Source organism: uncultured Thermus sp., assembly GCF_938010445.1.
GTDB classification, from domain to species: domain Bacteria; phylum Deinococcota; class Deinococci; order Deinococcales; family Thermaceae; genus Thermus; species Thermus altitudinis.
This window is the reverse complement of sequence record NZ_CALLUR010000074.1, coordinates 1-19,117: the sequence shown is the minus strand read 5'-3', so window position 1 is coordinate 19,117 and position 19,117 is coordinate 1. Positions and strand designations below refer to the sequence as shown.

The following is a 19,117-nucleotide window of genomic DNA, read 5'->3' as shown; positions in this document are numbered from 1 at the left end:
CAATGAAGGGCAATGAAGCTCATCGTGGCCATCGTGCAGGATACGGATGCCCCGGGCCTCACTAAGGCCCTTTTGGAGCGGGGGCTGCAGTCCACCAAACTGGCCTCCACCGGCGGCTTCTTGCGAGAGGGGAACACCACCCTACTGATCGGAGTGGAGGACGAAAGGGTCCAAGAAGTGCTGGAGCTAGTCCAGGAGAAGTGCCGCACCCGCACCCGCCTGGTCACGAGAGGCTTTCCCCTCTCCGAGGCCCCTGACCCCTTCTTGGCCCAGCCCGTGGAGGTGCAGGTGGGGGGGGCCGTGGTCTTCGTGTTGCCGGTGGAAGGCTTCTTCAAAGTATGAGGAGCCTGGCCTTCCCCATCCTCCTGGGCGCGGCCTTGGCCCAGATCGGCAAGCCGGTGGAAGGCTTTCTCCAGGGCATCGCACCCCCTCCGGGAAGCGAGGTCCGGGTGGAGGAGAAAAACGGCCGCCTCCTGGCGGTGAGCTATACCGGCCCCCTGGACGCCTCCTTTCTGGCCCAGTTGGTGGACAGGACCACGGGCCTGGCCTTCGGGGCCCCTCTTAAGGAGTGGGTAGGGAAAAACGCGGGCCACCTTAAGGGGCAACGGGTCAGCCTGAACTTGGAAGAGGCCTTTCTTCTGGACCTCGTCCTCACGGAGCCCATGCGGGCCCGGATAGGCCCCAGGGAAACTCAGGAAGCGGCCCTGGGCGAGGACCGCTGGGTGCTAGGGGAAAAGGGCCCCGTGCTGCGCATCTTCTCGGACTTCCAATGCCCCTTCTGCCAGCGTCTGGCCCGTGAGGTGCTTCCCCAGCTGAAACCCCGGGCCCTCAAGGGGGAACTCCGGATCAGCTACCGCCACTTCCCCCTCAAGGAGATCCATCCCGAAGCCCTCCCCGCCGCCATCGCCGCGGAGTGCGCCGGGGCGCAAGGAAGCTTTTGGCCCTACCACGACCTCCTGATGGGGGGGCGGCTTGGGGATTACCTGGGCCTGGCCCGCTCCCTCTCCCTGGACCTGAAGGCCTTTGCCACCTGCCTCAAGCACCCCCAGGTGGCCCAGCGGGTGGAGGCCGAGCGGGCCTTGGCCCTCCGCCTGGGCCTTAGGGGAACCCCCACCGCCTTCGCCGGACCCTACCGGGTCCCCAACCCCTTTGACCTGGAGCGGGTCCTGGACTATCTGGCCCTGGCCCGCTAAAGTGGGCAGGATGGAAGGGGAGCTCTTCCTTCTCAAGGATGGCAAAGGCCGGGCCTTCCTGATCCGCCTCAAGGAGGGTGGGGTTTTCCACCACCACCGGGGCACCGTGCCCCATGAGGCCATCGCCCAAGCCGGCCCAGGGGGGAGGGTCTACACCCACCTGGGAGAGGCCCTCTCCGTCCACCGGCCCACCTTGGAGGAGTACCTCCTGCACATGCGGCGAAGCGCCACCCCCACCTACCCCAAGGATGCCAGCGCCATGGTGACCCTTTTGGACCTGGCCCCGGGGATGCGGGTCCTCGAGGCGGGCACGGGCTCCGGAGGGCTCACCCTCTTCCTGGCCCGGGCGGTGGGGCCTATGGGGCTGGTGGAAACGTACGAGAAGCGCCCCCAGCACCTGGCCCAGGCAGAGGCCAATGTAAAGGCCTTCTGGCAGGTGGGGAACGTGCGCTTCCACCTGGGAAGCCTGGAGGAGGCCACCCTGGAAAGGGAGAGCTTCCACGGGGTGGCCCTGGACCTCATGGAACCCTGGAAGGTGCTGGCCAAGGCCACGGAGGCCCTCATGCTGGACCGCTTCCTGGTGGCCTACCTCCCCAACATCACCCAGGTATTGGAACTGGTGCAAAGGGCCGAGGGCTTACCCCTCAGGCTGGAACGGGTTTTGGAGGTTTCCTGGCGGGAGTGGGAGATCAGGCTACCCGTGGCCCATCCCCGCTTCCAGCAGGTGGGGCACACGGCCTTTTTGGTGGTCTTTAGGAAATGGAAGGCCTCCTGATCCACGCCTTTTTGCGGGAGCTAAAGGGGGAGCTCCCGGCCCTTAACCTGGGCCTGGCCTTCCCCGACGAGGGAAGCCTGGCCCTCCTCCTCAAGGGCAGGACGGGCCGGATCTTCAACCTGGTTCTCCGCTACCGCCCTCCCTCCCCTAGCCTAGCCCTGGAGGAAGGCACCCTTTTGGGCCAGCCCAAAACCCCCTTCCAACGGCAACTCCAGGCCCGGGTAAAGGGACCCTTGCTGGAAGCTGAGCAACTCAAGCTGGACCGGGTGGTGTTTTTCCGCTTTGCCGGGGAAAAAGGGTTTGTGGACACGCCCCCCTCCACCCTGGTCCTGGAGGCCACGGGACGGAACGCTAACCTCCTCCTCCTGGACGAAGGAGGCCGGATCCTCGGGGTTGACCGGCCCATCACCAAGGAGGTGAACCGCTACCGGGAACTCCGCCCGGGCCTTCCCTACATGCCCCCACCCCCCTACGAGAAGCTGGACCCCCGCACCCTTACCCTAGAGGACCTCCGCATCCTCCTTGGGAAACCCTTGAAGGAGGTGGTGCGCCATGTGGACGGGATAGGCCTGGAACTCATGCGGGAGCTGGCCAAAAGGGCGGGCCTCACCCCGGAAACCCCCTTGGATGAGGAAGCCCTGGCCCAGGTATACCAGGCCCTCAAGGATGTGCTGGAACACCCCCACCTGGGCACGGCCCTTTCCCAGGAGCTTCAGGAAAGGTGGCGGGAAGAGGAGAAAGAGGCCTTGAGGAAGCCCCTCCTCGAGGCCCTCCGAAGGGAAGAGCGAACCCTCCGCGCCCGGCTTCTTGACCAGGAAAGGGCTTTGCAAAGGCTAGAGGAAGCGGAAAGCCTGCGCCGGCAGGCCGACCTCCTCCTGGCCCGGCTTAGGGAGGTGCCCAAAGGGGCAGACAAGGTGGTTTTAGAGGATTTTGCGGGAAGGCCGGTGGAAATCCCCCTAGACCCCGCCCTCTCCCCCCAGGAGAACGCCCAGAGGCTCTACGAAAGGGCGCGGCGCCTCGAGGGGCTGGCGGAACGGGCCCTCGCCCTGATCCCTAGGCTGGAGGCCCAGCTCCAGGCCCTACAGGAGGAGGTCCGGCGGGTGGAAAGGGCGGAACTTGGGGAACTCCTCGCCCTCTCCCGGCACCCCAAGGGGCAAAAGGGGCCCAGGCTGGGCCTCCGCTATACCTCCCCTTCCGGATTCCTAGTCCTGGTGGGCAGGAACGCCAAGGAAAACGACCTTCTCACCCGCACCGCCCACTCCGAGGACCTCTGGTTCCATGCCCAAGGGGTGCCGGGAAGCCACGTGATCCTCAAGGCGGAAGGGAAGAGCCCGCCCCTGGAAGACCTCCTCTTCGCCGCCAGGCTGGCCGCCTACCACTCCAAGGCCCGCGGAGAAAACCAGGTCCCCGTGGACTACACCCGCAAAAAACACGTCTGGCGACCGCGCAAGGCCGCCCCAGGCCAGGTTCTCTACACCCAAGCCAAGACCCTCTTCGTGGAGGGGTCGCTTCCCCAAGAGGCCGTAGAGGGGTAGACTTGGCCCTTGTGAGAAGGGTGATGTTCCACGCCAAGATCCATAGGGCCACGGTGACCCATGCCGACCTTCACTACGTGGGTTCGGTAACCGTGGACCAGGACCTCTTGGATGCCGCCGGCATCCTGCCCTACGAGCAAGTGGATATCTACGACATCACCAACGGAGCCCGGCTCACCACCTACGCCCTTCCCGGGGAGAGGGGTTCGGGGGTGGTGCAGGTGAACGGGGCCGCCGCCCACCTGGTGCGCCCGGGGGACTTGGTGATCCTGGTGGCCTACGGGATATTTGAGGAGGAGGAGGCCCGAAACCTTAAGCCCACCGTGGTTTTGCTGGACGAGGGAAACAGGATCCTCGAGGTACGCCGGGGATGACCAGGCTACGGCTCTACCTGGACCTAATCCGCTTTGAGCACACCCTTTTCGCCCTTCCCTTCGCCTACGGAGGGATGCTCCTGGCGGCCGGGGGCTGGCCCGGATTGCGCACCTTCCTCCTGGTCACCCTGGCCATGGTGGGGGCCAGGACCATGGCCATGGCCCTGAACCGCCTCATTGACTGGCGGCTGGATGCCCTAAACCCCCGCACCCAGAACCGCCACCTGCCCAAAGGTCTGGTCAAACCCTGGGAAACCCTCCTCCTTGCCGGCCTGGGCCTTACCCTTCTGGTCTATGCGGGGCTTTCCCTAAACCCCCTTACCGCAAGGCTCCTTCCGGTGGCGGTCTTCTTCCTAACCGTTTACAGCTACACCAAGCGCTTCACCTGGCTTTGCCACTATGTATTGGGGCTGACCATCGGGGCGGCCGCGGCAGGGGGTTGGATCGCCGTTACGGGAAGCTTCCACCCCACCGCCTACTGGCTTTGGGCCGGGGTGGGGCTTTGGATTGCGGGGTTTGACATCCTTTACGCCACCCAGGACTTTAGCTTTGATCGCTCCCATGGGGTGAAGAGCATCCCCGCCCGCTTTGGTATCCCCATGGCCCTAGGCGTGGCCCGTGCCACCCACCTCCTGGCCTGGCTTTCCCTGCTCTTGGCCGGGCTCAGCTACGGCGCCGGGCCTTTTTTCTACCTGGGCCTGCTCCTGGTGGGAGGGCTTTTGGTCTACGAACACCGCCTGGTGACCCCCGAGGACCTAAGCCGGGTAGAGGTGGCCTTCTTCCAGGCCAACGTGGGGGTAAGCCTGGGGATGTTCCTGTTTATCGTGCTGGATCTCTTTGCGGGCTAAGGAAATTGACGGCCAGAACATAGGCGTCTATCCTGGTACCATTGGGGCTGTGATTTCGCTCAAAGCAAATCCAGATCCTGCCCCAAGGGCCTACCCCACGTGCCACGCCTATTCCATAATCTTACTCCAGGTTATTCCCATCCCATATCTCCTTAAGGTTCCCCCACAGGGGTAGACGCAAAAGCGGATACAGGTGAAGGAGGCCCCGTCCAATACGAACAAGAGGGGAAGTGAACGACAAGGAGGAGGTCTTTTTCCAGTTCCAACTCCTACGGATGGTCCGCGGGGAAGAAGAGGCCTTGGAGGCCCTGTATAACGCCCTCGCCCCCTGGGTGTTTGCTTTGATACGGCGAATCCTGAACAACCCCGAGATAGCTAAAGAGGTCTTGCAAGATACCTTCTTGAGGGTATATCAACAGGCGTGGCGCTACGATCCCATGAGAGGGAAACCCACTACCTTTGTCTTTGCCATAGCCCGCAATCTCGCCCTCACCCGCTTGCGTGAAGAGGGGAGACAACCCCTTAAAGACCTCAACTTGGATCCCCACGATCCCGAGGGTGATCGGGAAACCGCCTGGGAAGTCCAGCCTCAAGATCGGGAGGACAAGGTCCGCTTAACCCAAGCCCTGGAGGGCCTCTCTCCCCCAGAGCGCGTCCTTCTAGAAGAGGCCTTCTACCTTGGACTAACTCACCGGGAACTAGCCGAGCGCCACGGGCTACCCCTCGGAACGGTTAAGGCCCGCATCCGCCGAGCACTCCTTAAGCTAAAAGAGAAGCTAGGGGAGGCGTAGATGGGACACGTGGAAGAGCTACTGACCGACTACGTCACCGGGGGCCTCAAAGCGGAGGAACAAGCACAAGTGGAAACCCACCTGCGTACGTGCCCCCGCTGCCAGGGTGAGCTAGGCTCCCTGGAACAAGCCTTCTACGCCTTGGCCAAAACCTTGACCCCAGTTCCACCTCCTCCTGAAGGCCTGAGCAAGATCCAGGCTCGGCTCCGTTGGGATCGGCGAAAACGGATGGCAATCCGGGCTTTTCTCCTTGCCGCTATTATGGCGGGATTCTTCATCTTGTTGGGAACCTACCTGGGTCAGATAACCCAAGTCCAAGAAGCAACGCTGGAAAAGGTGGCGTATTGGGTTAGCGATCCAGAAACCCAGTGGCGCCTAGTGAGTGTCGAAGGAAACAACCTAGGCCTCCTCCTTTGGCGAGAGGACGGCCTTTGCTTGGTGCTGCTGCGGGAACTTCCTCCCCGTAGCTTGGCCTACCAGCTTTGGGGCGAGGAAGGCGGCCTGCTGTATCCCTTAACCGGGGGGCGAACCCACTTTCTCGAAGCCGACTATGGTCGCTTCCGAACTTTGGTCCTCAGTCTGGAACCTGAGCCCGAGAACATGGCCTCTGGAAAACCCAGGCCTTCCCCTCCCACCCACTTCCTCGCCCGCTTAACCTTACCCTAATAAGTTCCCTACCCAGGCGAAAGCCCAGGAGGGGATATCCTAATTTAGGGCCCTTTTCCAGGGGCAAAACGCCCCGTTTATTTCAGGCCCTAGTCGATCCACCATCCCCCAGTATTCAAGACTAAACCCCCTACCTAACCTCTATCTCTCCTCGCATACCAGGGTGTATGCGGCAGAAATAGGTGTAGATCCCGGCTTGGTTAAAGGTGATGGGAGTTGAGGTCTGGCCCTGGTTCAGGGTCCCGGTATCGAAAGCCCCGCCGTCGGCTGTGGCGGTGTGGGGTGCCGCATCGTGGTTCTCAAAGCTCAAACTACCCCCCAAGGCCACAAAACAGCTGGCAGGGTGGAAGGAAAACCCTTGGATCTGAATCACTGACGGGCAAGCCTCGAGGGCCCCATTCCCTCCTCCTGTACGGGGATAACACCCGGCCAGTACCAGGGCGGCAGAAAAGCCTATCCACAGGATACGCATACAAACCTCTCAGTAACGAACCCCGGTTTCCCAGAGCCGGAGATCACCGCAGGCCAGAGTCGCACCGACTGGTGTTGGGGTGTTGGCATGGACGTTCACGTAGGTGTTTCCCTCCGGCAGCGAGGCCGTAGGCAGTCGGGTATAGGCCACCGCACGACCGTTGGCATCAGCCACCAAGGAAGTTAGCCCGAGAACCTGGTCCCCATTCTGCTCCTTGCATGTGGCATTGCCCCCGCGGTTGAAATGTACATGGTTGGCATAGGCCCCGGACCCTGGCCTTAGGCCCTCTAAAAAGACAAACACCTCCAGCCCCCCCTGGGGTTGCGCCAACGCCACCGCCCGCCCTTTAAGGCCTTGTCCCGCAAGGTCTGCCAGGTATACCCCGGACTTCCTCCCCCCTTGGCCCAAAGCCAAGACCAAAATCCCCAGCGATAAAAGCCCCAGCCCTAATCCCCGCAACCCCTGCATGCCCTCCACCTCCTTTCATCTTGTACTACGCCAACGCAGGGTGGGATGGATGCATCACCCTGCAGGGAGGAGTAGGCTTGGGATATGGAAGGCATCCGCAAGGCAGCGGAAAGGGCCATTCTGGAGTTTTTGGAGCTCTTCCCCATGCCCAAGGGAAGCCTCTTTGTCCTCGGGGGTTCCACCAGCGAGGTCCTGGGGGAGAAGGTGGGGACAAGGCCCAGCCTCGAGGTGGCCGAGGCCATCCTGGAAGGCCTCCTTCCCCCCCTTTGGGAACGGGGCGTGTGGGTGGCCGTCCAGGGATGCGAGCACCTGAACCGGGCCCTGGTGGTGGAAAGGGAGGCCGCGCACACCTATGGGCTAGAAGAGGTCACGGTCTTCCCCCATCCCAAAGCGGGGGGAAGCCTGGCCACGGCGGCCTTCCTGCGCTTTAAGGAGCCGGTGATGGTGGAGTCCTTGAAGGCTCAGGCCCATGGGGGGATGGATATCGGCGGGGTCCTCATCGGCATGCACCTTCGCCCTGTGGCCGTGCCCCTGAGGCTTTCCCTGCGGAAAATCGGGGAGGCCCTGCTCATTGCCGCCAAGACCCGGCCCAAGCTGGTGGGGGGAGCCCGGGCGGTCTACACCCAGGAGGAGATGCTCAAGAGGTTGGAAGAATATCGGCAAAGGCCTCTTTGAAGAGGGCCGCCACGCCAAAGGCCTCGTAGCGCTGGTAGTGGCCCATCAGGGAGAGGCGGAAGATCTTCCCCTTAAGAGGTCCTTGCCCCCCAGCGATCACCGCCCCTCTTTGGGCAAAGGCCTCCTTCACCGCCCGGTAGGGAATGCCTTCCGGCAGGTAAAAGGCCGCCACCGCCGGGCTTGCCACCTTGGGCACCGGCCTTAAGCCCAGTTCCTCCCCCACCTGGTATAGGAGCCCGTTCTGCCAAGCCTTAAGGGCCAGGTGTTCAGGGAGCCTGGGCACCACCTCCTCCAGCACCGCCGCCACCGCCCCCACCAGGTTGATGGCTGGGGTCCAGGCGCTCTCCCCTTCCCCCTGGGCCTTCAGCTCCCGGGAAAGGTCGTAGTAATACCCTCGGGGGCGGAGGGCCTCCAGGGCCGTGGGGCTTAGAGCCACGAAACCCAAGCCCGGCGGGCACATGAGGCCCTTCTGGCTACCGGAGGCGGCGGCGTCCACCCCCCAGGCCTCGAGGGCCACCTCCCGCACCAGGAGGCTCGTCACCATGTCCGCCCCCACCAAGCCTTCAGGGTTGGCCTCCTTAAAGGCCTTGGCCAGGGCGGGGAGGTCCACCAGGGCCCCGGTGGAGGTCTCCGAGTGGACCAGCAGCAACCCCCGGTAGCCCGGCCTGGCCACCCCTTCCGGGCTTGGCACCTCCCCGTAGGGAAGCTCCCAGCGGTCCACCGCCAGCCCCGCGCTTTCGGCAATCTCAGCAAAGCGCTCGGAAAACTTCCCGTACACCGGCACCAAGACCCTTTCCCCGGGGGAGAAAAGGTTGTGCACCAGGGCCTCCATGGCCAAGGTGCCGCTTCCCGTGAGGACCAGAACCTCCCCTTGGGTCTGGAAAGCCTTCTTGAGAAGGTCCCTGGCCTTTAGGAAAACTTCCCGGGCCGGCTCCGTGCGGTGGTGGAGCTGGGGGCGGGCCAGGGCCTCCAGGGCCTTCGGGTGAAGCCGAACGGGTCCAGGGGTGAGGAGCCACTCCATGGGAAAAGTTTAGCGTACCACGCCCCCTACCAGGCGCTGGACCACCCGCCCCGTGAGGAGTAAGAGGCCATGGAGAATGGCCCCGGGCCGGGGTGGGTCCCCAGGCACGTAGACATCCACGGGAACCACCCTATCCACCCCCGCCCACACCTCCGGGCTTTCCGCAAAAACCCCGCCGGCGATGGCCTCGTTGCCCACCGCCACCACCCCTTTGGGCTCCGGCATGGCCTGGTAGGTGCGCTCTAGGGCCTGGGCCATGTTGCGGCTCACGGGGCCGGTCACCAACAGGGCATCGCCATGGCGGGGCGAGGCCACCACCTGGAAGCCAAACCGGGCCATGTCGTTAAAGGGGTTCCCCAAAAGGGCGATCTCGGAATCGGCCAGGCCCGTGTCCCCGGCGCTCACCTCCCGGAAAGCCAGGGTGGGGAGGCGCAACTCGGGCCGTGGTGGCGGGGGTGGCCCAGGGTCCAGGAAGGCTTGGGCCGCCAGGTCTACCCGTTGCACCAGGTCTTCCCGGCGAACCACGGCCACCTCCAGGGTCTTCATCTCCCCCACGGCCTCGGGGTAAACCAGGGCGCACCGCCCACACCCCACGCAGCGGGCTAGGTCCAAGCTGAAAATCCCTTCTTCTTCAAAGAAGGCCCCGCTGGGGCATACCTTCACCAGGCCCTCCCGGGCTTCCCGGGAAAGCCCCTTGGGTTGCAAAAGAGGATACCCAAAGGCCTGCGAGGGCACCTGGAGAATCTCCTCGAGGGCCCGAGCCAAAACCCCTATCCTGAGCGTGCGCAAAAGGCTCATCCTACCCCCTACAGGTCGTTTCCCGCATAGGAAAGGTCAAAGGACTTGTTACAGAGAGGGAAGTCCGGCAGGCCTTCCCCCCGCACCGCCAGCTCCAGGGCCCGCCAGTTCTTAAAACTGGGGTCCACCCCCTCCGCCTGGACCACCCTGCCCTCCTCCAGCCGGACGAACCAGAACACCTCCCCCCGGCCCGCCTCCACCCGGGCCATGCCCTCCCCGTCCCCAGCTTCCACCTCCACCGCCAGAGGCCCTTCAGCCCGTTGGCGTAGGAAGCGCAGGGCATACTCCAACGCCTGGAGGGCTTCCTCCGCATACACCTGGGCCCGGGAAAGGACGTCCCCTCCCTGGCGCACCACAGGGACAAAGGCAGGGTAAAGGGCATCGTCCTGCCGCAAGTCCCGCTCCACCCCGCTCGCCCGGGCCGTGGGCCCCACGAAGCCCAAGGCCAGCGCCTCCACCCGCCGCACCACCCCCACGTAGCGCATGCGATCCAGCACCTGGGGGTGCTTAAGAAGCCGGGGCAAAAGCCAATCCAACTCCTTTTGGTACCGCGATAGGGCCTCCAGGTCCGGCCTACCTTCCCGCCACACCCCTCCCGCCCGGATGAAGTTGCGGCCATAGCGGTGGCCCGTGAGGCGGTCCACCTCCCCTTGCAGAAGGGCCCGTATCCGCCCCACCTGGGTGGCGCCGTAGGTGTAGCCGATATCGGTGAAAAGTCCCGCCAGGTGGCCCAGGTGGCCAAAGGCCCGCTCCAGCTCCAAGGCCGCCCGACGCAGGTACTGCGCGCGGGGGGGAGCCTCTATCCCCAAGGCCCTCTCCCAAGCCTCCGCAAAGGCCAGGGCGTGGGCCACAGGCTCACCCCCCGCCCGTTCCGCCAGGAGCAGGGCCGCCTCTGGACCCTTGCCCGGCATGATCCCGAGGAGGCCCCGGTGCTGGTAGCCCAGGCGGATCTCCAGGTTAAGGATTCGCTCCCCAAGAACGCTAAAGCGGAAGTGGCCGGGCTCAATGATCCCCGCATGCACCGGGCCCACCGGCACCTCGTGCAGGTGGGGAAACTCCCGGAAGGCATAGGGAAGGTCGTGCCGCCTTAAAGGTCTTAGCCCGGGATGCCCCACCAGCTCTAATCCCCTTTCCCAAAGGGCCCGCTCAAACCAATCCAGGGAGGGGAACTCCGCGGCCAGACTAGGTAAACGCCTTCCCTGGCCCAGGGGGAAGGCCTCGAGGCTCCGCCTGCGCTCCACCAGCAAAAGCGCCCCCTCGCCGTAGGGGAAATAGGCCACGGGCCTTCCCTCCTGCAGGGCCTCCTTTACGGCTTCCACAACACCACCTCCAGCGCCTTAAACACCTCCACCGGGGGTAAGACCCCAAGAAGAAGGAGCAGGAGAAGCAAAACCCAGAGCAACCAAAGGTCCAGCCCCCTTCCCCTTAAGGGTTTTCCTTGACCAAAGCCCATTTGGGCCATGGGGTATAAGAGACCAGCAAAGGCCAGCCCCAGCCCCACCAGGTAGAGAACCCCCAGCCACGGCGATTTCATGGCCACCTCCACCGCCTTGAACTCGGCGAAAAACAGGGGAAAGGGAGGAAGCCCCCCCAAGGCCGCCAGGGAAAGGGTAAAGGGCACACCCAAGGCAGGGGTATGGAGGACCAGGCCTCCCACCCGCCCCACCTCCTTGGCGTGGCTAAGGGCCAGAATCCCACTGGCTCCCAAAAACGCCAACGTCTTGCTCAAAGAGTGGGCCAGGGTGTGGAAAAGGGCAAGCCAGGGAAGGCCCAGGCCCAGGGCAAAAACGGCGAGGCCCATGTGTTCCATGCTGGAATAGGCGAGAAGCCTCTTGTACTCCCTCTGCCCAAAGAGAAACCAGGCCCCAAACACTAGGCTCAAAAGGCCAAAGGCCAAAAGAAGCCCGGAGGCAAAAGGGAAAAGCCCCGCCGCCTGCATGAGCGCGGTGTAGCGCAAAAGGGCGTAAAAGGCCACGTTGAGAAGGGTTCCCGAAAGGAGGGCGGAGGCCGGCCCCGGGGCCTCGGCATGGGCATCGGGGAGCCAGGCCTGGAGGGGAAAAAGCCCCACCTTGGTACCGAAGCCCACCAAGAGGAGGGCAAAGGCCACCTTAAGCCCCTCGGGATTGGCCTCCCCCACCAAGGACCGGACCTCCCCCCAGTCCAAGGTGACCCCGCCCACCAAGGCGTACACCAGGATGACCCCGATGAGCCCCATGGCGATGCCCACACTGCCCAGCATGAGGTACTTCCAGGTGGCCTCCAGGGCCCTTGCCCCGCCCTTGTGGTAGACCAGAAGGGCCGAGGCCAGGGTGCTCCCCTCCACGAAGATCCAAAGCACCCCTAGGTTGTGGGCCAGGTACGCCCCGTGGGCCGAGGCCAGGAAAAGGGCGCCCGCCCAATAGAACCGCCAAGCCTCCTCCCGGGGAAAGTAGCCCCGGGCGAACAGGGCCACCAACCCGTAGATGAGGTCCGTCAGGAGGAGGTAAAAGAGCCCCACCCCATCCAATCGGAAAGGGCCCGCCGCCGTACCCAAGAGGAAAGGGGCAAGGAGCAGGCCCAAGAAGGGAACCAGAACGGAAAGCTGCACCAGCAAGGTGGTTTCCCTGCGAGCCAAAAAGACCATCAAGGGCAAGAAGACCAGAAGATACAGCACCCCTACCCCCTTAAGGAACGCATCCGAGCCGTGTCCACATGCCCCATTTCCCCCTTGATGCGGAAGATGAGGATCCCCGCCAAAAACACGGCGGCAAAGGCATCCAAGGCCACCCCCAGCTCCACGAAGAGGGGAAGGCCGTGGCTCTCAGAAAGGGCCATGAGGAAAACCCCATTCTCCAACGCCAGAAATCCCAGAACCTGGCTGATCGCCTTTTTCCGGCTAACCATGGAAAGAATCCCCAACAGGACCAGGGCCAAGGCCACGGGCACCCCTTGGGGCAAGGGGGCCTCGGGGAGAACAAAGGCCTTTCCCACCCGGAAGGCCAAAGCGGTGAGGAGCCCCGCCAAAAGGAGGGAGAGGGAAACGGACAGGTACCCCTCCACCTCGTGGCTCACCTCGAGGCGGTCTATAAGCCAGAACAGGTACCAGGGTATGAGAACCCCCTTGACGGCGAAAAGGGCCAGGCCTGCCACGATAAAGTGCACCTCGCCTCCCGCAAGGGCAAAGGAAACCAAGGCCAAGAGGATGTTCTGCAGGGCGTAGAGCCGGATGATGGCGTCCAGGCTACGGCGGCTTACCATCAAAAAACCGGTGGCCAAAATGGCCAGGACCAAGGTGTTTAGAAGCGCCATATTGCCCCCAAAAGTGCCAGAACCCCGAAAAGAGTGTTGTACGAGAGAAAGTCAGGAAGCCTGAGGTAGCGAAGCTTTACCCCGTAGGTCTCCAGGTAGGCCAACGCCAAGACCCAGGCCCCCACCACCCCCAGGAAGACCAGGGGCTTGGACCCCGGCAACAACAAGGCCATCAACCCCGCGTAAAAGAGCATCTTAAGCGAGCCAGCAAGCTCGTACAAGGCCAAAAGAGGCCCGCTATGGTCCAGGACCTGCGCCTCGTGGATCATGGTGAGCTCCAGGTGCGTGGTGGGGTCGTCCACCGGCATCCTGGCCCCCTCGGCCAGAAGGGCCAGGGCCAGCGAGGCCAGGGCCAGCAGCAACACCAAGCTGTTCTCCACCCCAAGCTGGGGCAGGCCGCTCAGGGAAAACCCCTCCCCCAGAAGGACCGCCCCCGCCAAGGCCATAAGCGTTCCTGGTTCCGCCAACACCGTGACCACACCCTCCCGGTAGCTTCCCTGGGCCCCAAAACTGCTACCCGCATCCAAAGCCGCCAGCATTTGAAAAAAACGGCCCAAGCCCAGCAGGTAGAGGGCGAGGAGAAAATCCCCCCTGAAGGCCAACCCAGGGAGCACGGGCAACAAGGCCAAGGCCCCAAGGGTACCCAGTAGGGCCATGATGGGCCCGAGAAGGAATAGGGGGGTGGTGGGGTAGGGCACCACCCAGACCTTGCGCCAGAGCTTGGCCAGATTCCGGTACTCCATGAGGGGGCTTGGCCCCTGCCGATGGGTAAGCCTAGCCTTGAGCCACTTGACGGTTCCCGAAAAGAGGGGAGCCAAAAGGAGGGCTAAAAGAGCCGTCATAGCAAAACCACCCCCAGGACCACCACCAAGGTAAGGAGCTGCAGAAGAAGGTAAAGGTGCAGGCTCCCCGACTGAAGGGTCTGGACCAAGGCCGCAAGGCGGCTATAGGCCCGCCCCACGCCGGCGTATACCTCGGCCAAGGGTTCCTCCAAGCGGGGATGTTCCCCCACCCTAAGGCGAAGAAAGGGGAACAGGCGCAGGGCGGGCTCGGCAAAACCCAGGGCGTTGGGTTGCATCCTGGGGGTTAGGGGCTGGAAACCGCAGTCCCAGGTGCCGTAGAGTCGCTTGGGCAAACGGGCCAGCCCCCGGTACAAAGCTCCAGCCAAAACGCCAAGGAGGGCCAGAAGAAGCCCGTTGGGATAGGTACCTAGACCCAAAGGACCCAGAAGCAGCCCCGGCCCTAGGGCCAGCAGGAGGAGAAGAGCCGCCAACAGCCCTAGGCCTAAGCGCATCCCTGGCGCCCAGTACACCCCAGCCTCGCCTCGAGGCAACCCCAAAAAGGCCAGCCCGAAAAGGCGCACGTAAAAGTAAAGGGCCAAGGCTCCCACCAAGGCCAAGGCCCCGGCGGCCAGGGGCATCAGGAAAGGCCCCTGCAAAAAGCCTTGGTAAAGTTGCCACTCCGCAAGAAAAACAGGGCCAGGAGGCAGGCCAGCCCCCGCCACCATCCCCCATAAGGCCAAAGCTCCGAGACCAGGGGCCTTACGGAAAAGCCCACCCAGCTGGGAAATCCGCCGCTCCTCCAGAGCCCCTGCCCCCAGGAAAAGAAGCCCTTTGAACAAGGCGTGGGCCACCTGCTGGAGGAAGAAGGCCCCCAGGAGCAAGGGCATAGGCTTAAGAAAATACGCCCCCAAAGCGGAAAGCATGAGGCCCAGGTTTTCCACGCTGGAGTAGGCCAAAGCCCCCTTTAGGTCCTCCTCCCCCAGACCCCGCACCAGGGCATACACCGCACCCAAAAGCCCCAGAAGAACCAAGGCCCATCCCACCCAAGGCGGAGGGGGACCAAACCAGTACTGGGACTGGTACAACCCCAGAAGGCCCAGTTTAGTCATGGCCCCAGAGAGCAGGGCCGACACCGGGCTGATGGCCACCGGGTGGGCTTGGGGCAACCAGGCGTGGAAGGGGAAGAGGGCTGCCTTCACCCCAAAGCCTAAAAGAAGCCCCGCCCAGACCCAGTCAGCCCCCAGATGCCCGTGCCCCAGGAAGGCCAGGTAAAGCCCAGCCCCAGAAAGCCGGCTAGCCAGGAAAAAGGCCCGGCCCCCCACCAGGGCGCTCGGCCCCTCGAGGGCAACCAGGAAATAACCCAAGAGGGCCATGCCCTCCCACAAAAAGAGGAAGCCGAACCCCGGGGAGGTCAAGGCCACCCCCGCCATGCTAGCCAAGAAAAGGGGAACAAGAAGGCTATAGAGGTGCGCCTCACGAGGGTGATGGGCTAAATACGCAGGAAGGTAGGGAGCAAGGCCCAGGGTCAGGGCCCCGAGGAGGAGGAGGTAGAGGAAAGGAGCACCCCATCCCAAAGCCCAACCCATCCCCCCCAGCGCCACCCACGCTAGGCCCGCCAAGCCCAGGGAGAGGGAAAGCCCCCGGAAACGCCAGGGGGTCCCAGCGGACACCACGGCCAAGCCCAGGGGCAAGAAGGTCCAAAGGGGGCTCATTCCTCCTCCCTAAGGGCGTCCAGACGCTCCCTCTCCGCCTCGAGGTGGCGTTCAAAGATCCGCCGTCCCAGGTCCAAAAAGGCGTAGACCTCCGGATCCCGGGTGCGGTAGTAAACCATCTGCCCCTCCCGCCTGGCCTCCACCAACCCCCGCTCCCGAAGCAGGGAAAGCTGCCGAGAGAGCACGGACTGCTCCGCCCCAAGCTCCCGCTGGAGGGCGGAAACGCTCTTCTCCCCTTCCCTTAAAGCGTCCAGGATGGCCAGGCGCAAGGGATGGGCCAAGGCCTTGAAGAAGGTCGCCTTATAGCGGTGCAGGGCGCTTGGCATATCCCTCTCCTTGTGCATATGTGTAAAGTAACATATAGCCATGTTAAAACCCTGGTCCACCCTCGTCAAGCCCCACGTGGTACCATGGGCCCTCAGGGTATGCCGTATTTCTGCCTGCGCTTCCGGGCCCCTGCTTCCGACACGTACCTCCTTCCCCTGCCCCAGGACCTCCCCGGGCAAAAGGTCGGGGATCTCTTCCTATCCCGGCGAGCCGAAGCCATGTACGAGGACCGGGGCAACCTCCTGGCCCGGTTTCCCCTCGAGGCGGAAGAGGCGGTGGAGGTCCGCTTCCACCTGGATACCTATCCCTTGAACCCCGCCCCTCCCTGGCGCAAGGTGCTTCTTGGGGAACCCCCAGAGGCCTGGCCGGGTATCCTGGCCCACAGAGGACACAAGGTAGAGCGGGCCCTAGGCTTTCTCCTTTCCGGAAAGCCCCACACCTGGTTCTTGGTGGACGGCACGCCCCTAGACCCTTTCCTGTACCAAGCCTTCCTGGAGCACCCAGGCCAACTCCTTCCCCTCGGCGTAGCCCCTGATCCCCTCACCTACCTGGGAGGCCATGAGGGAAAAAGGTTGCTGCTCTTAAAGACGCCCTGGCCAGGGGAGGAAACCCTTCCATGGGACACCCTCCATCCCCTGGCCAAAGACCCTTTGCCCCTCCTGCGGGGCCTGGCCTTTGGCGCCTTGGGCCTCTCCGCCCTGGGCTACCCCACCGGGCCCTGGCCCTACCTGCCCTACCTGGGGCTCCTCGCCTGGCGGCAAGGCCCTGCCCTAAAAGCCCTTTTTCTACGATCCCCCCGCCACGCCATAGAAAGCCTCCTCTTTCACGCCTTTGCCCTCACCGTAACGGCAAACCCCAGGCCCGAGATCGGCCTGGGGTACCTGGCCCTCTTTCTCTGGAACCGGCTTAGGCCTTCCGCCTCAGCTCCTCAAGAATCTCCCGAAGAAGCTTGACCTCCTCGGGGGGCTCAGGAGGAGGGGGTGGCGCCGCCTCCTCCGCCTTCTTGCGCCGCTTCTCCAGCTCCTGCATGGGCACCACGATCAAGAAGTAGATGGCGGCACCCACCACCAGGAAGTTCACCACCGCATTGATGAACTTCCCTAGAGCTATAGGCCCCAGCTTGATGGCGGAAAAATCCGGAGCCCCACCCAACGCCCCGATCAAAGGCGTGAGGACATCCGCCACCAAGGAGTTCACCACCTGGCCAAAGGCGCCGCCGATGACCACGGCCACCGCCAGGTCCACCACGTTGCCCCGCATGATAAAGTCCCGAAAACCTTTTGACACCCTCCCACCTCCAAAATCAGGGGATCACACCGGTCCGAGTCCACAGACCCCTTTACAGTATCCACCGGAGTATAAAAGTTCTGCAAAAAGACACTGGAGCTCCCCCAGGGTCCCTACAAGGCCCCTGGGGTGGTGTAGAATACCCAAGAACCCCCGATGGGCCAAGGTCAGCCCAAAGGGCTACCTTGCGAGCTCAAAGCGCGGGGCCTAGGAGGTAAAGCATGGCCAAGGTTAGGCTGGAGCACGTTTGGAAGCGCTTCGGCAAGGTGGTGGCGGTGAAGGACTTCAACCTGGAAACCGAAGACGGGGAGTTCGTGGTCTTCGTGGGGCCTTCGGGCTGCGGCAAGACCACCACCCTGCGCATGATCGCCGGCCTCGAGGAGGTCTCCGAGGGCCGCATCTACATCGGCGACCGCCTGGTGAACGACGTCCCCCCCAAGGACCGGGACATCGCCATGGTCTTTCAAAACTACGCCCTCTACCCCCACATGAACGTCTATGAGAACATGGCCTTCGGTCTGCGCCTGAGGCGCTACCCCAAGGAGGAGATCGACCGCCGGGTGAAGGAGGCCGCCCGCATCCTCAAGATTGAGCACCTCCTAAACCGCAAGCCCCGGGAGCTTTCCGGCGGCCAGCGCCAGCGGGTGGCCATGGGCCGGGCCATCGTGCGGGAGCCCAAGGTCTTCCTCATGGACGAGCCCCTGTCCAACCTGGACGCCAAGCTGCGGGTGGAGATGCGGGCGGAGATCGCCAAGCTGCAAAGGCGGCTTGGGGTCACCACCATCTACGTGACCCACGACCAGGTGGAGGCCATGACCCTGGGCCACCGCATCGTGGTCATGAAGGATGGGGAGATCCAGCAGGTGGACACCCCCCTAAACCTGTACGACTTCCCTGCCAACCGCTTCGTGGCAGGGTTCATCGGGAGTCCCTCCATGAACTTCATCCGGGCTAGGGTGGAGGTGCAAGGGGACAGGGTGTACCTGGCGGCACCGGGCTTCCGGGTCCGGGCCAATCCCGTCCTGGCCCAGGCTCTAAGGCCCTATGGGGGCAAGGAGGTTTGGATGGGCATCCGCCCCGAGCACCTGGGCCTTAAGGGCTACACGGTGATCCCCGAGGAGGAAAACGTCATCCGGGGCGAGGTGGAGGTGGCCGAGCCCCTGGGAGCAGAAACGGAGATCCACGTGAGCGTGGACGGAACCGTTTTGGTGGCCAAGGTGGACGGCCATGCCCCGGTGAAGCCTGGGGATCGGGTGGAGCTTCTCGCCGATACCTCCCGCCTCCACGCCTTTGACGTGGAAAGCGACCAGACTATTGGCCACGCCCAGGAAAAGGCTACCGTGAGCCGCTAGTTCTGGGACGGAGAGGGGGTGGGGAGAAACCCTCCCCGCCCTTTATCATGAAAGGGTGAGCCGACGGGATAAGCCCTTTATTGGAGGCATTACCAACGGAAACGCTAGCAGCAGAACCACTTTGGCTTGCTCCCTAACCCAGGCCTGGGCCCACCCAACATCCCTGGGGGATCTATGAAACTCCTCCTCAACGCCCTCCTCCTGCTGGCCCTCATCCCCTCCCTCCTGGCCCTAAAACCCCGGCTCCAGGCCGAGCACCCCGGCCCCGTGGTGCTGGTGGTGGATGCGGAGGCCCTGCGGGAACAAGCCAAAAGCCAGGGGAAAAGTCTTCTGGAGGTGCTGGAGGCTTACCGGGCCTTGGGAATCGGGGGTGTGGCCTTCCCGGAGCGTTTTGTGAAGGACTGGGTAAGCCAAGGGGTACTCCTCTACCGGGGTGGGAGAGAGCTTTTGGAGGCAGGCCTTCCCGCTAAACCCGGCTGGTTCTACCTCAAGGGGGAGCCTGGGCTCGTAACCCATCTGGCCACAGCCTATGACCTACCCACCGAACGGCTTGGCCCTTGGTTGGGATTCCCCTTGGATGTCCAGGCCTTCCCCGCCTTTTATCCCTTGGAAGAGATCCGGGCCGCCAAGGAGGCAGGCTTCTTTGTGGTGGTGCGTCCCATCAACCAGCGCTACCGGCGCCTGGACCCCTCCTTGCCCCTCGTCCCCAAGGAGGCGGATGCCGTGGTCTTCGCGGGCCTCGAGGCCCTGGGC

22 protein-coding genes are annotated in these 19,117 nt (G+C 63.7%); 12 read left to right on the top strand and 10 right to left on the bottom strand.

From position 1 onward, the window contains the following. The first annotated feature begins 12 nt into the window (after positions 1–12). The 8 genes from Q0693_RS04440 to Q0693_RS04405 all read left to right on the top strand — a co-directional run bounded on the left by Q0693_RS04440 (position 13) and on the right by Q0693_RS04405 (position 6,182). Complete coding sequence (locus Q0693_RS04440) at positions 13–342, top strand: cyclic-di-AMP receptor (RefSeq protein ID WP_243031354.1); 330 nt, start codon at positions 13–15, stop codon at positions 340–342. Then, positions 339–1,193, top strand: coding sequence for a thioredoxin domain-containing protein (locus Q0693_RS04435; protein WP_298629532.1), 855 nt, complete (start codon positions 339–341; stop codon positions 1,191–1,193). The genes Q0693_RS04440 and Q0693_RS04435 overlap by 4 nt, the downstream gene beginning before the upstream one ends. Positions 1,194–1,203: 10 nt before the next feature. Then, positions 1,204–1,968, top strand: a complete 765-nt coding sequence (locus Q0693_RS04430; protein WP_298629530.1) for a methyltransferase domain-containing protein — start codon at positions 1,204–1,206, stop codon at positions 1,966–1,968. Further along, entirely contained in the window at positions 1,953–3,503 is a 1,551-nt protein-coding gene (locus tag Q0693_RS04425) for an NFACT family protein (RefSeq protein ID WP_298629529.1), read from the top strand. The genes Q0693_RS04430 and Q0693_RS04425 overlap by 16 nt, the downstream gene beginning before the upstream one ends. 23 nt (positions 3,504–3,526) lie before the next feature. Continuing rightward, positions 3,527–3,877, top strand: coding sequence for an aspartate 1-decarboxylase (panD, locus tag Q0693_RS04420; RefSeq protein ID WP_298629542.1), 351 nt, complete (start codon positions 3,527–3,529; stop codon positions 3,875–3,877). Beyond that, positions 3,874–4,725, top strand: coding sequence for a menaquinone biosynthesis prenyltransferase MqnP (gene mqnP, locus Q0693_RS04415; protein WP_298629528.1), 852 nt, complete (start codon positions 3,874–3,876; stop codon positions 4,723–4,725). The genes panD and mqnP overlap by 4 nt, the downstream gene beginning before the upstream one ends. A 230-nt stretch (positions 4,726–4,955) precedes the next feature. Continuing rightward, on the top strand, positions 4,956–5,516 hold the full coding sequence (locus tag Q0693_RS04410; protein ID WP_298629527.1) for an RNA polymerase sigma factor: 561 nt from the start codon (positions 4,956–4,958) through the stop codon (positions 5,514–5,516). A gap of 9 nt (positions 5,517–5,525) precedes the next feature. Then, positions 5,526–6,182 carry a zf-HC2 domain-containing protein gene (locus Q0693_RS04405; RefSeq protein ID WP_298629525.1) on the top strand — a complete coding sequence of 219 codons (657 nt, stop codon included), beginning with the start codon at positions 5,526–5,528 and terminating at the stop codon, positions 6,180–6,182. Positions 6,183–6,312: 130 nt separating this feature from the next. Here the strand turns inward: Q0693_RS04405 and Q0693_RS10810 are convergent, their stop codons facing one another. After that, a complete protein-coding gene (locus tag Q0693_RS10810; protein ID WP_366140512.1) occupies positions 6,313–6,654 on the bottom strand; it encodes a plastocyanin/azurin family copper-binding protein in 342 nt (113 codons plus the stop codon). Between the two features lie 552 nt (positions 6,655–7,206). Between Q0693_RS10810 and Q0693_RS04400 the strand changes: the two genes are divergently transcribed. After that, positions 7,207–7,797 carry a TIGR01440 family protein gene (locus Q0693_RS04400; protein WP_298629523.1) on the top strand — a complete coding sequence of 197 codons (591 nt, stop codon included), beginning with the start codon at positions 7,207–7,209 and terminating at the stop codon, positions 7,795–7,797. On the opposite strand, the gene Q0693_RS04395 is transcribed toward Q0693_RS04400, so the two are convergent. From Q0693_RS04395 to Q0693_RS04360, 8 genes are read right to left on the bottom strand one after another with little or no spacing between them, the layout of a single operon-like run. Then, entirely contained in the window at positions 7,760–8,818 is a 1,059-nt protein-coding gene (locus tag Q0693_RS04395) for an aminotransferase class V-fold PLP-dependent enzyme (RefSeq protein WP_298629522.1), read from the bottom strand. The genes Q0693_RS04400 and Q0693_RS04395 overlap by 38 nt on opposite strands. Before the next feature lie 9 nt (positions 8,819–8,827). After that, a complete protein-coding gene (locus Q0693_RS04390; protein ID WP_243031370.1) occupies positions 8,828–9,616 on the bottom strand; it encodes an NADH-quinone oxidoreductase subunit B in 789 nt (262 codons plus the stop codon). Between the two features lie 8 nt (positions 9,617–9,624). After that, the gene (locus tag Q0693_RS04385) at positions 9,625–10,935 is read right to left on the bottom strand and encodes a hydrogenase-4 subunit G (protein ID WP_298629520.1); all 1,311 of its coding nucleotides are present in this window, start codon (positions 10,933–10,935) and stop codon (positions 9,625–9,627) included. Next, entirely contained in the window at positions 10,923–12,269 is a 1,347-nt protein-coding gene (locus tag Q0693_RS04380) for a proton-conducting transporter membrane subunit (RefSeq protein ID WP_298629518.1), read from the bottom strand. The genes Q0693_RS04385 and Q0693_RS04380 overlap by 13 nt, the downstream gene beginning before the upstream one ends. A gap of 2 nt (positions 12,270–12,271) precedes the next feature. Then, positions 12,272–12,904 carry a hypothetical protein gene (locus Q0693_RS04375; RefSeq protein ID WP_205387537.1) on the bottom strand — a complete coding sequence of 211 codons (633 nt, stop codon included), beginning with the start codon at positions 12,902–12,904 and terminating at the stop codon, positions 12,272–12,274. After that, positions 12,892–13,746, bottom strand: coding sequence for an NADH-quinone oxidoreductase subunit H (locus Q0693_RS04370; RefSeq protein ID WP_298629515.1), 855 nt, complete (start codon positions 13,744–13,746; stop codon positions 12,892–12,894). Before Q0693_RS04370 ends, Q0693_RS04375 begins: the two co-directional genes overlap by 13 nt. Further along, a complete protein-coding gene (locus tag Q0693_RS04365; protein ID WP_243031382.1) occupies positions 13,743–15,398 on the bottom strand; it encodes a proton-conducting transporter membrane subunit in 1,656 nt (551 codons plus the stop codon). The genes Q0693_RS04370 and Q0693_RS04365 overlap by 4 nt, the downstream gene beginning before the upstream one ends. Further along, the gene (locus Q0693_RS04360; RefSeq protein ID WP_243031387.1) at positions 15,395–15,724 is read right to left on the bottom strand and encodes a metalloregulator ArsR/SmtB family transcription factor; all 330 of its coding nucleotides are present in this window, start codon (positions 15,722–15,724) and stop codon (positions 15,395–15,397) included. Before Q0693_RS04360 ends, Q0693_RS04365 begins: the two co-directional genes overlap by 4 nt. Positions 15,725–15,823: 99 nt before the next feature. Here Q0693_RS04360 and Q0693_RS04355 point away from each other — a divergent pair, with 99 nt between their 5' ends. After that, positions 15,824–16,678, top strand: a complete 855-nt coding sequence (locus tag Q0693_RS04355; protein WP_298629511.1) for a hypothetical protein — start codon at positions 15,824–15,826, stop codon at positions 16,676–16,678. On the opposite strand, the gene mscL is transcribed toward Q0693_RS04355, so the two are convergent. Next, positions 16,632–17,012 carry a large conductance mechanosensitive channel protein MscL gene (gene mscL / locus Q0693_RS04350; RefSeq protein ID WP_298629509.1) on the bottom strand — a complete coding sequence of 127 codons (381 nt, stop codon included), beginning with the start codon at positions 17,010–17,012 and terminating at the stop codon, positions 16,632–16,634. The two genes, Q0693_RS04355 and mscL, sit on opposite strands and share 47 nt — an antisense overlap. 221 nt (positions 17,013–17,233) lie before the next feature. On the opposite strand from mscL, the gene ugpC reads away from it, so the two are divergent. Next, positions 17,234–18,364 carry a sn-glycerol-3-phosphate ABC transporter ATP-binding protein UgpC gene (gene ugpC / locus Q0693_RS04345; RefSeq protein ID WP_298629507.1) on the top strand — a complete coding sequence of 377 codons (1,131 nt, stop codon included), beginning with the start codon at positions 17,234–17,236 and terminating at the stop codon, positions 18,362–18,364. A 174-nt stretch (positions 18,365–18,538) separates the two neighbouring features. Then, on the top strand, positions 18,539–19,117 hold a 579-nt coding region (locus Q0693_RS04340; protein WP_298629505.1), incomplete at its 3' end, for a DUF5693 family protein.

Excerpts from the sequence above, each read along its gene's own strand:
- Q0693_RS04440 (WP_243031354.1), top strand. The coding sequence starts at position 13 with ATGAAGCTCATCGTGGCCATCGTGCAGGATACGGATGCCCCGGGCCTC.
- Q0693_RS04435 (WP_298629532.1), top strand. The coding sequence starts at position 339 with ATGAGGAGCCTGGCCTTCCCCATCCTCCTGGGCGCGGCCTTGGCCCAG.
- Q0693_RS04430 (WP_298629530.1), top strand. The coding sequence starts at position 1,204 with ATGGAAGGGGAGCTCTTCCTTCTCAAGGATGGCAAAGGCCGGGCCTTC.
- Q0693_RS04425 (WP_298629529.1), top strand. The coding sequence starts at position 1,953 with ATGGAAGGCCTCCTGATCCACGCCTTTTTGCGGGAGCTAAAGGGGGAG.
- panD (WP_298629542.1), top strand. The coding sequence starts at position 3,527 with ATGTTCCACGCCAAGATCCATAGGGCCACGGTGACCCATGCCGACCTT.
- mqnP (WP_298629528.1), top strand. The coding sequence starts at position 3,874 with ATGACCAGGCTACGGCTCTACCTGGACCTAATCCGCTTTGAGCACACC.
- Q0693_RS10810 (WP_366140512.1), bottom strand. The coding sequence starts at position 6,654 with ATGCGTATCCTGTGGATAGGCTTTTCTGCCGCCCTGGTACTGGCCGGG.
- Q0693_RS04400 (WP_298629523.1), top strand. The coding sequence starts at position 7,207 with ATGGAAGGCATCCGCAAGGCAGCGGAAAGGGCCATTCTGGAGTTTTTG.
- Q0693_RS04395 (WP_298629522.1), bottom strand. The coding sequence starts at position 8,818 with ATGGAGTGGCTCCTCACCCCTGGACCCGTTCGGCTTCACCCGAAGGCC.
- Q0693_RS04390 (WP_243031370.1), bottom strand. The coding sequence starts at position 9,616 with ATGAGCCTTTTGCGCACGCTCAGGATAGGGGTTTTGGCTCGGGCCCTC.
- Q0693_RS04375 (WP_205387537.1), bottom strand. The coding sequence starts at position 12,904 with ATGGCGCTTCTAAACACCTTGGTCCTGGCCATTTTGGCCACCGGTTTT.
- Q0693_RS04370 (WP_298629515.1), bottom strand. The coding sequence starts at position 13,746 with ATGACGGCTCTTTTAGCCCTCCTTTTGGCTCCCCTCTTTTCGGGAACC.
- Q0693_RS04365 (WP_243031382.1), bottom strand. The coding sequence starts at position 15,398 with ATGAGCCCCCTTTGGACCTTCTTGCCCCTGGGCTTGGCCGTGGTGTCC.
- Q0693_RS04360 (WP_243031387.1), bottom strand. The coding sequence starts at position 15,724 with ATGCCAAGCGCCCTGCACCGCTATAAGGCGACCTTCTTCAAGGCCTTG.
- Q0693_RS04355 (WP_298629511.1), top strand. The coding sequence starts at position 15,824 with ATGCCGTATTTCTGCCTGCGCTTCCGGGCCCCTGCTTCCGACACGTAC.
- ugpC (WP_298629507.1), top strand. The coding sequence starts at position 17,234 with ATGGCCAAGGTTAGGCTGGAGCACGTTTGGAAGCGCTTCGGCAAGGTG.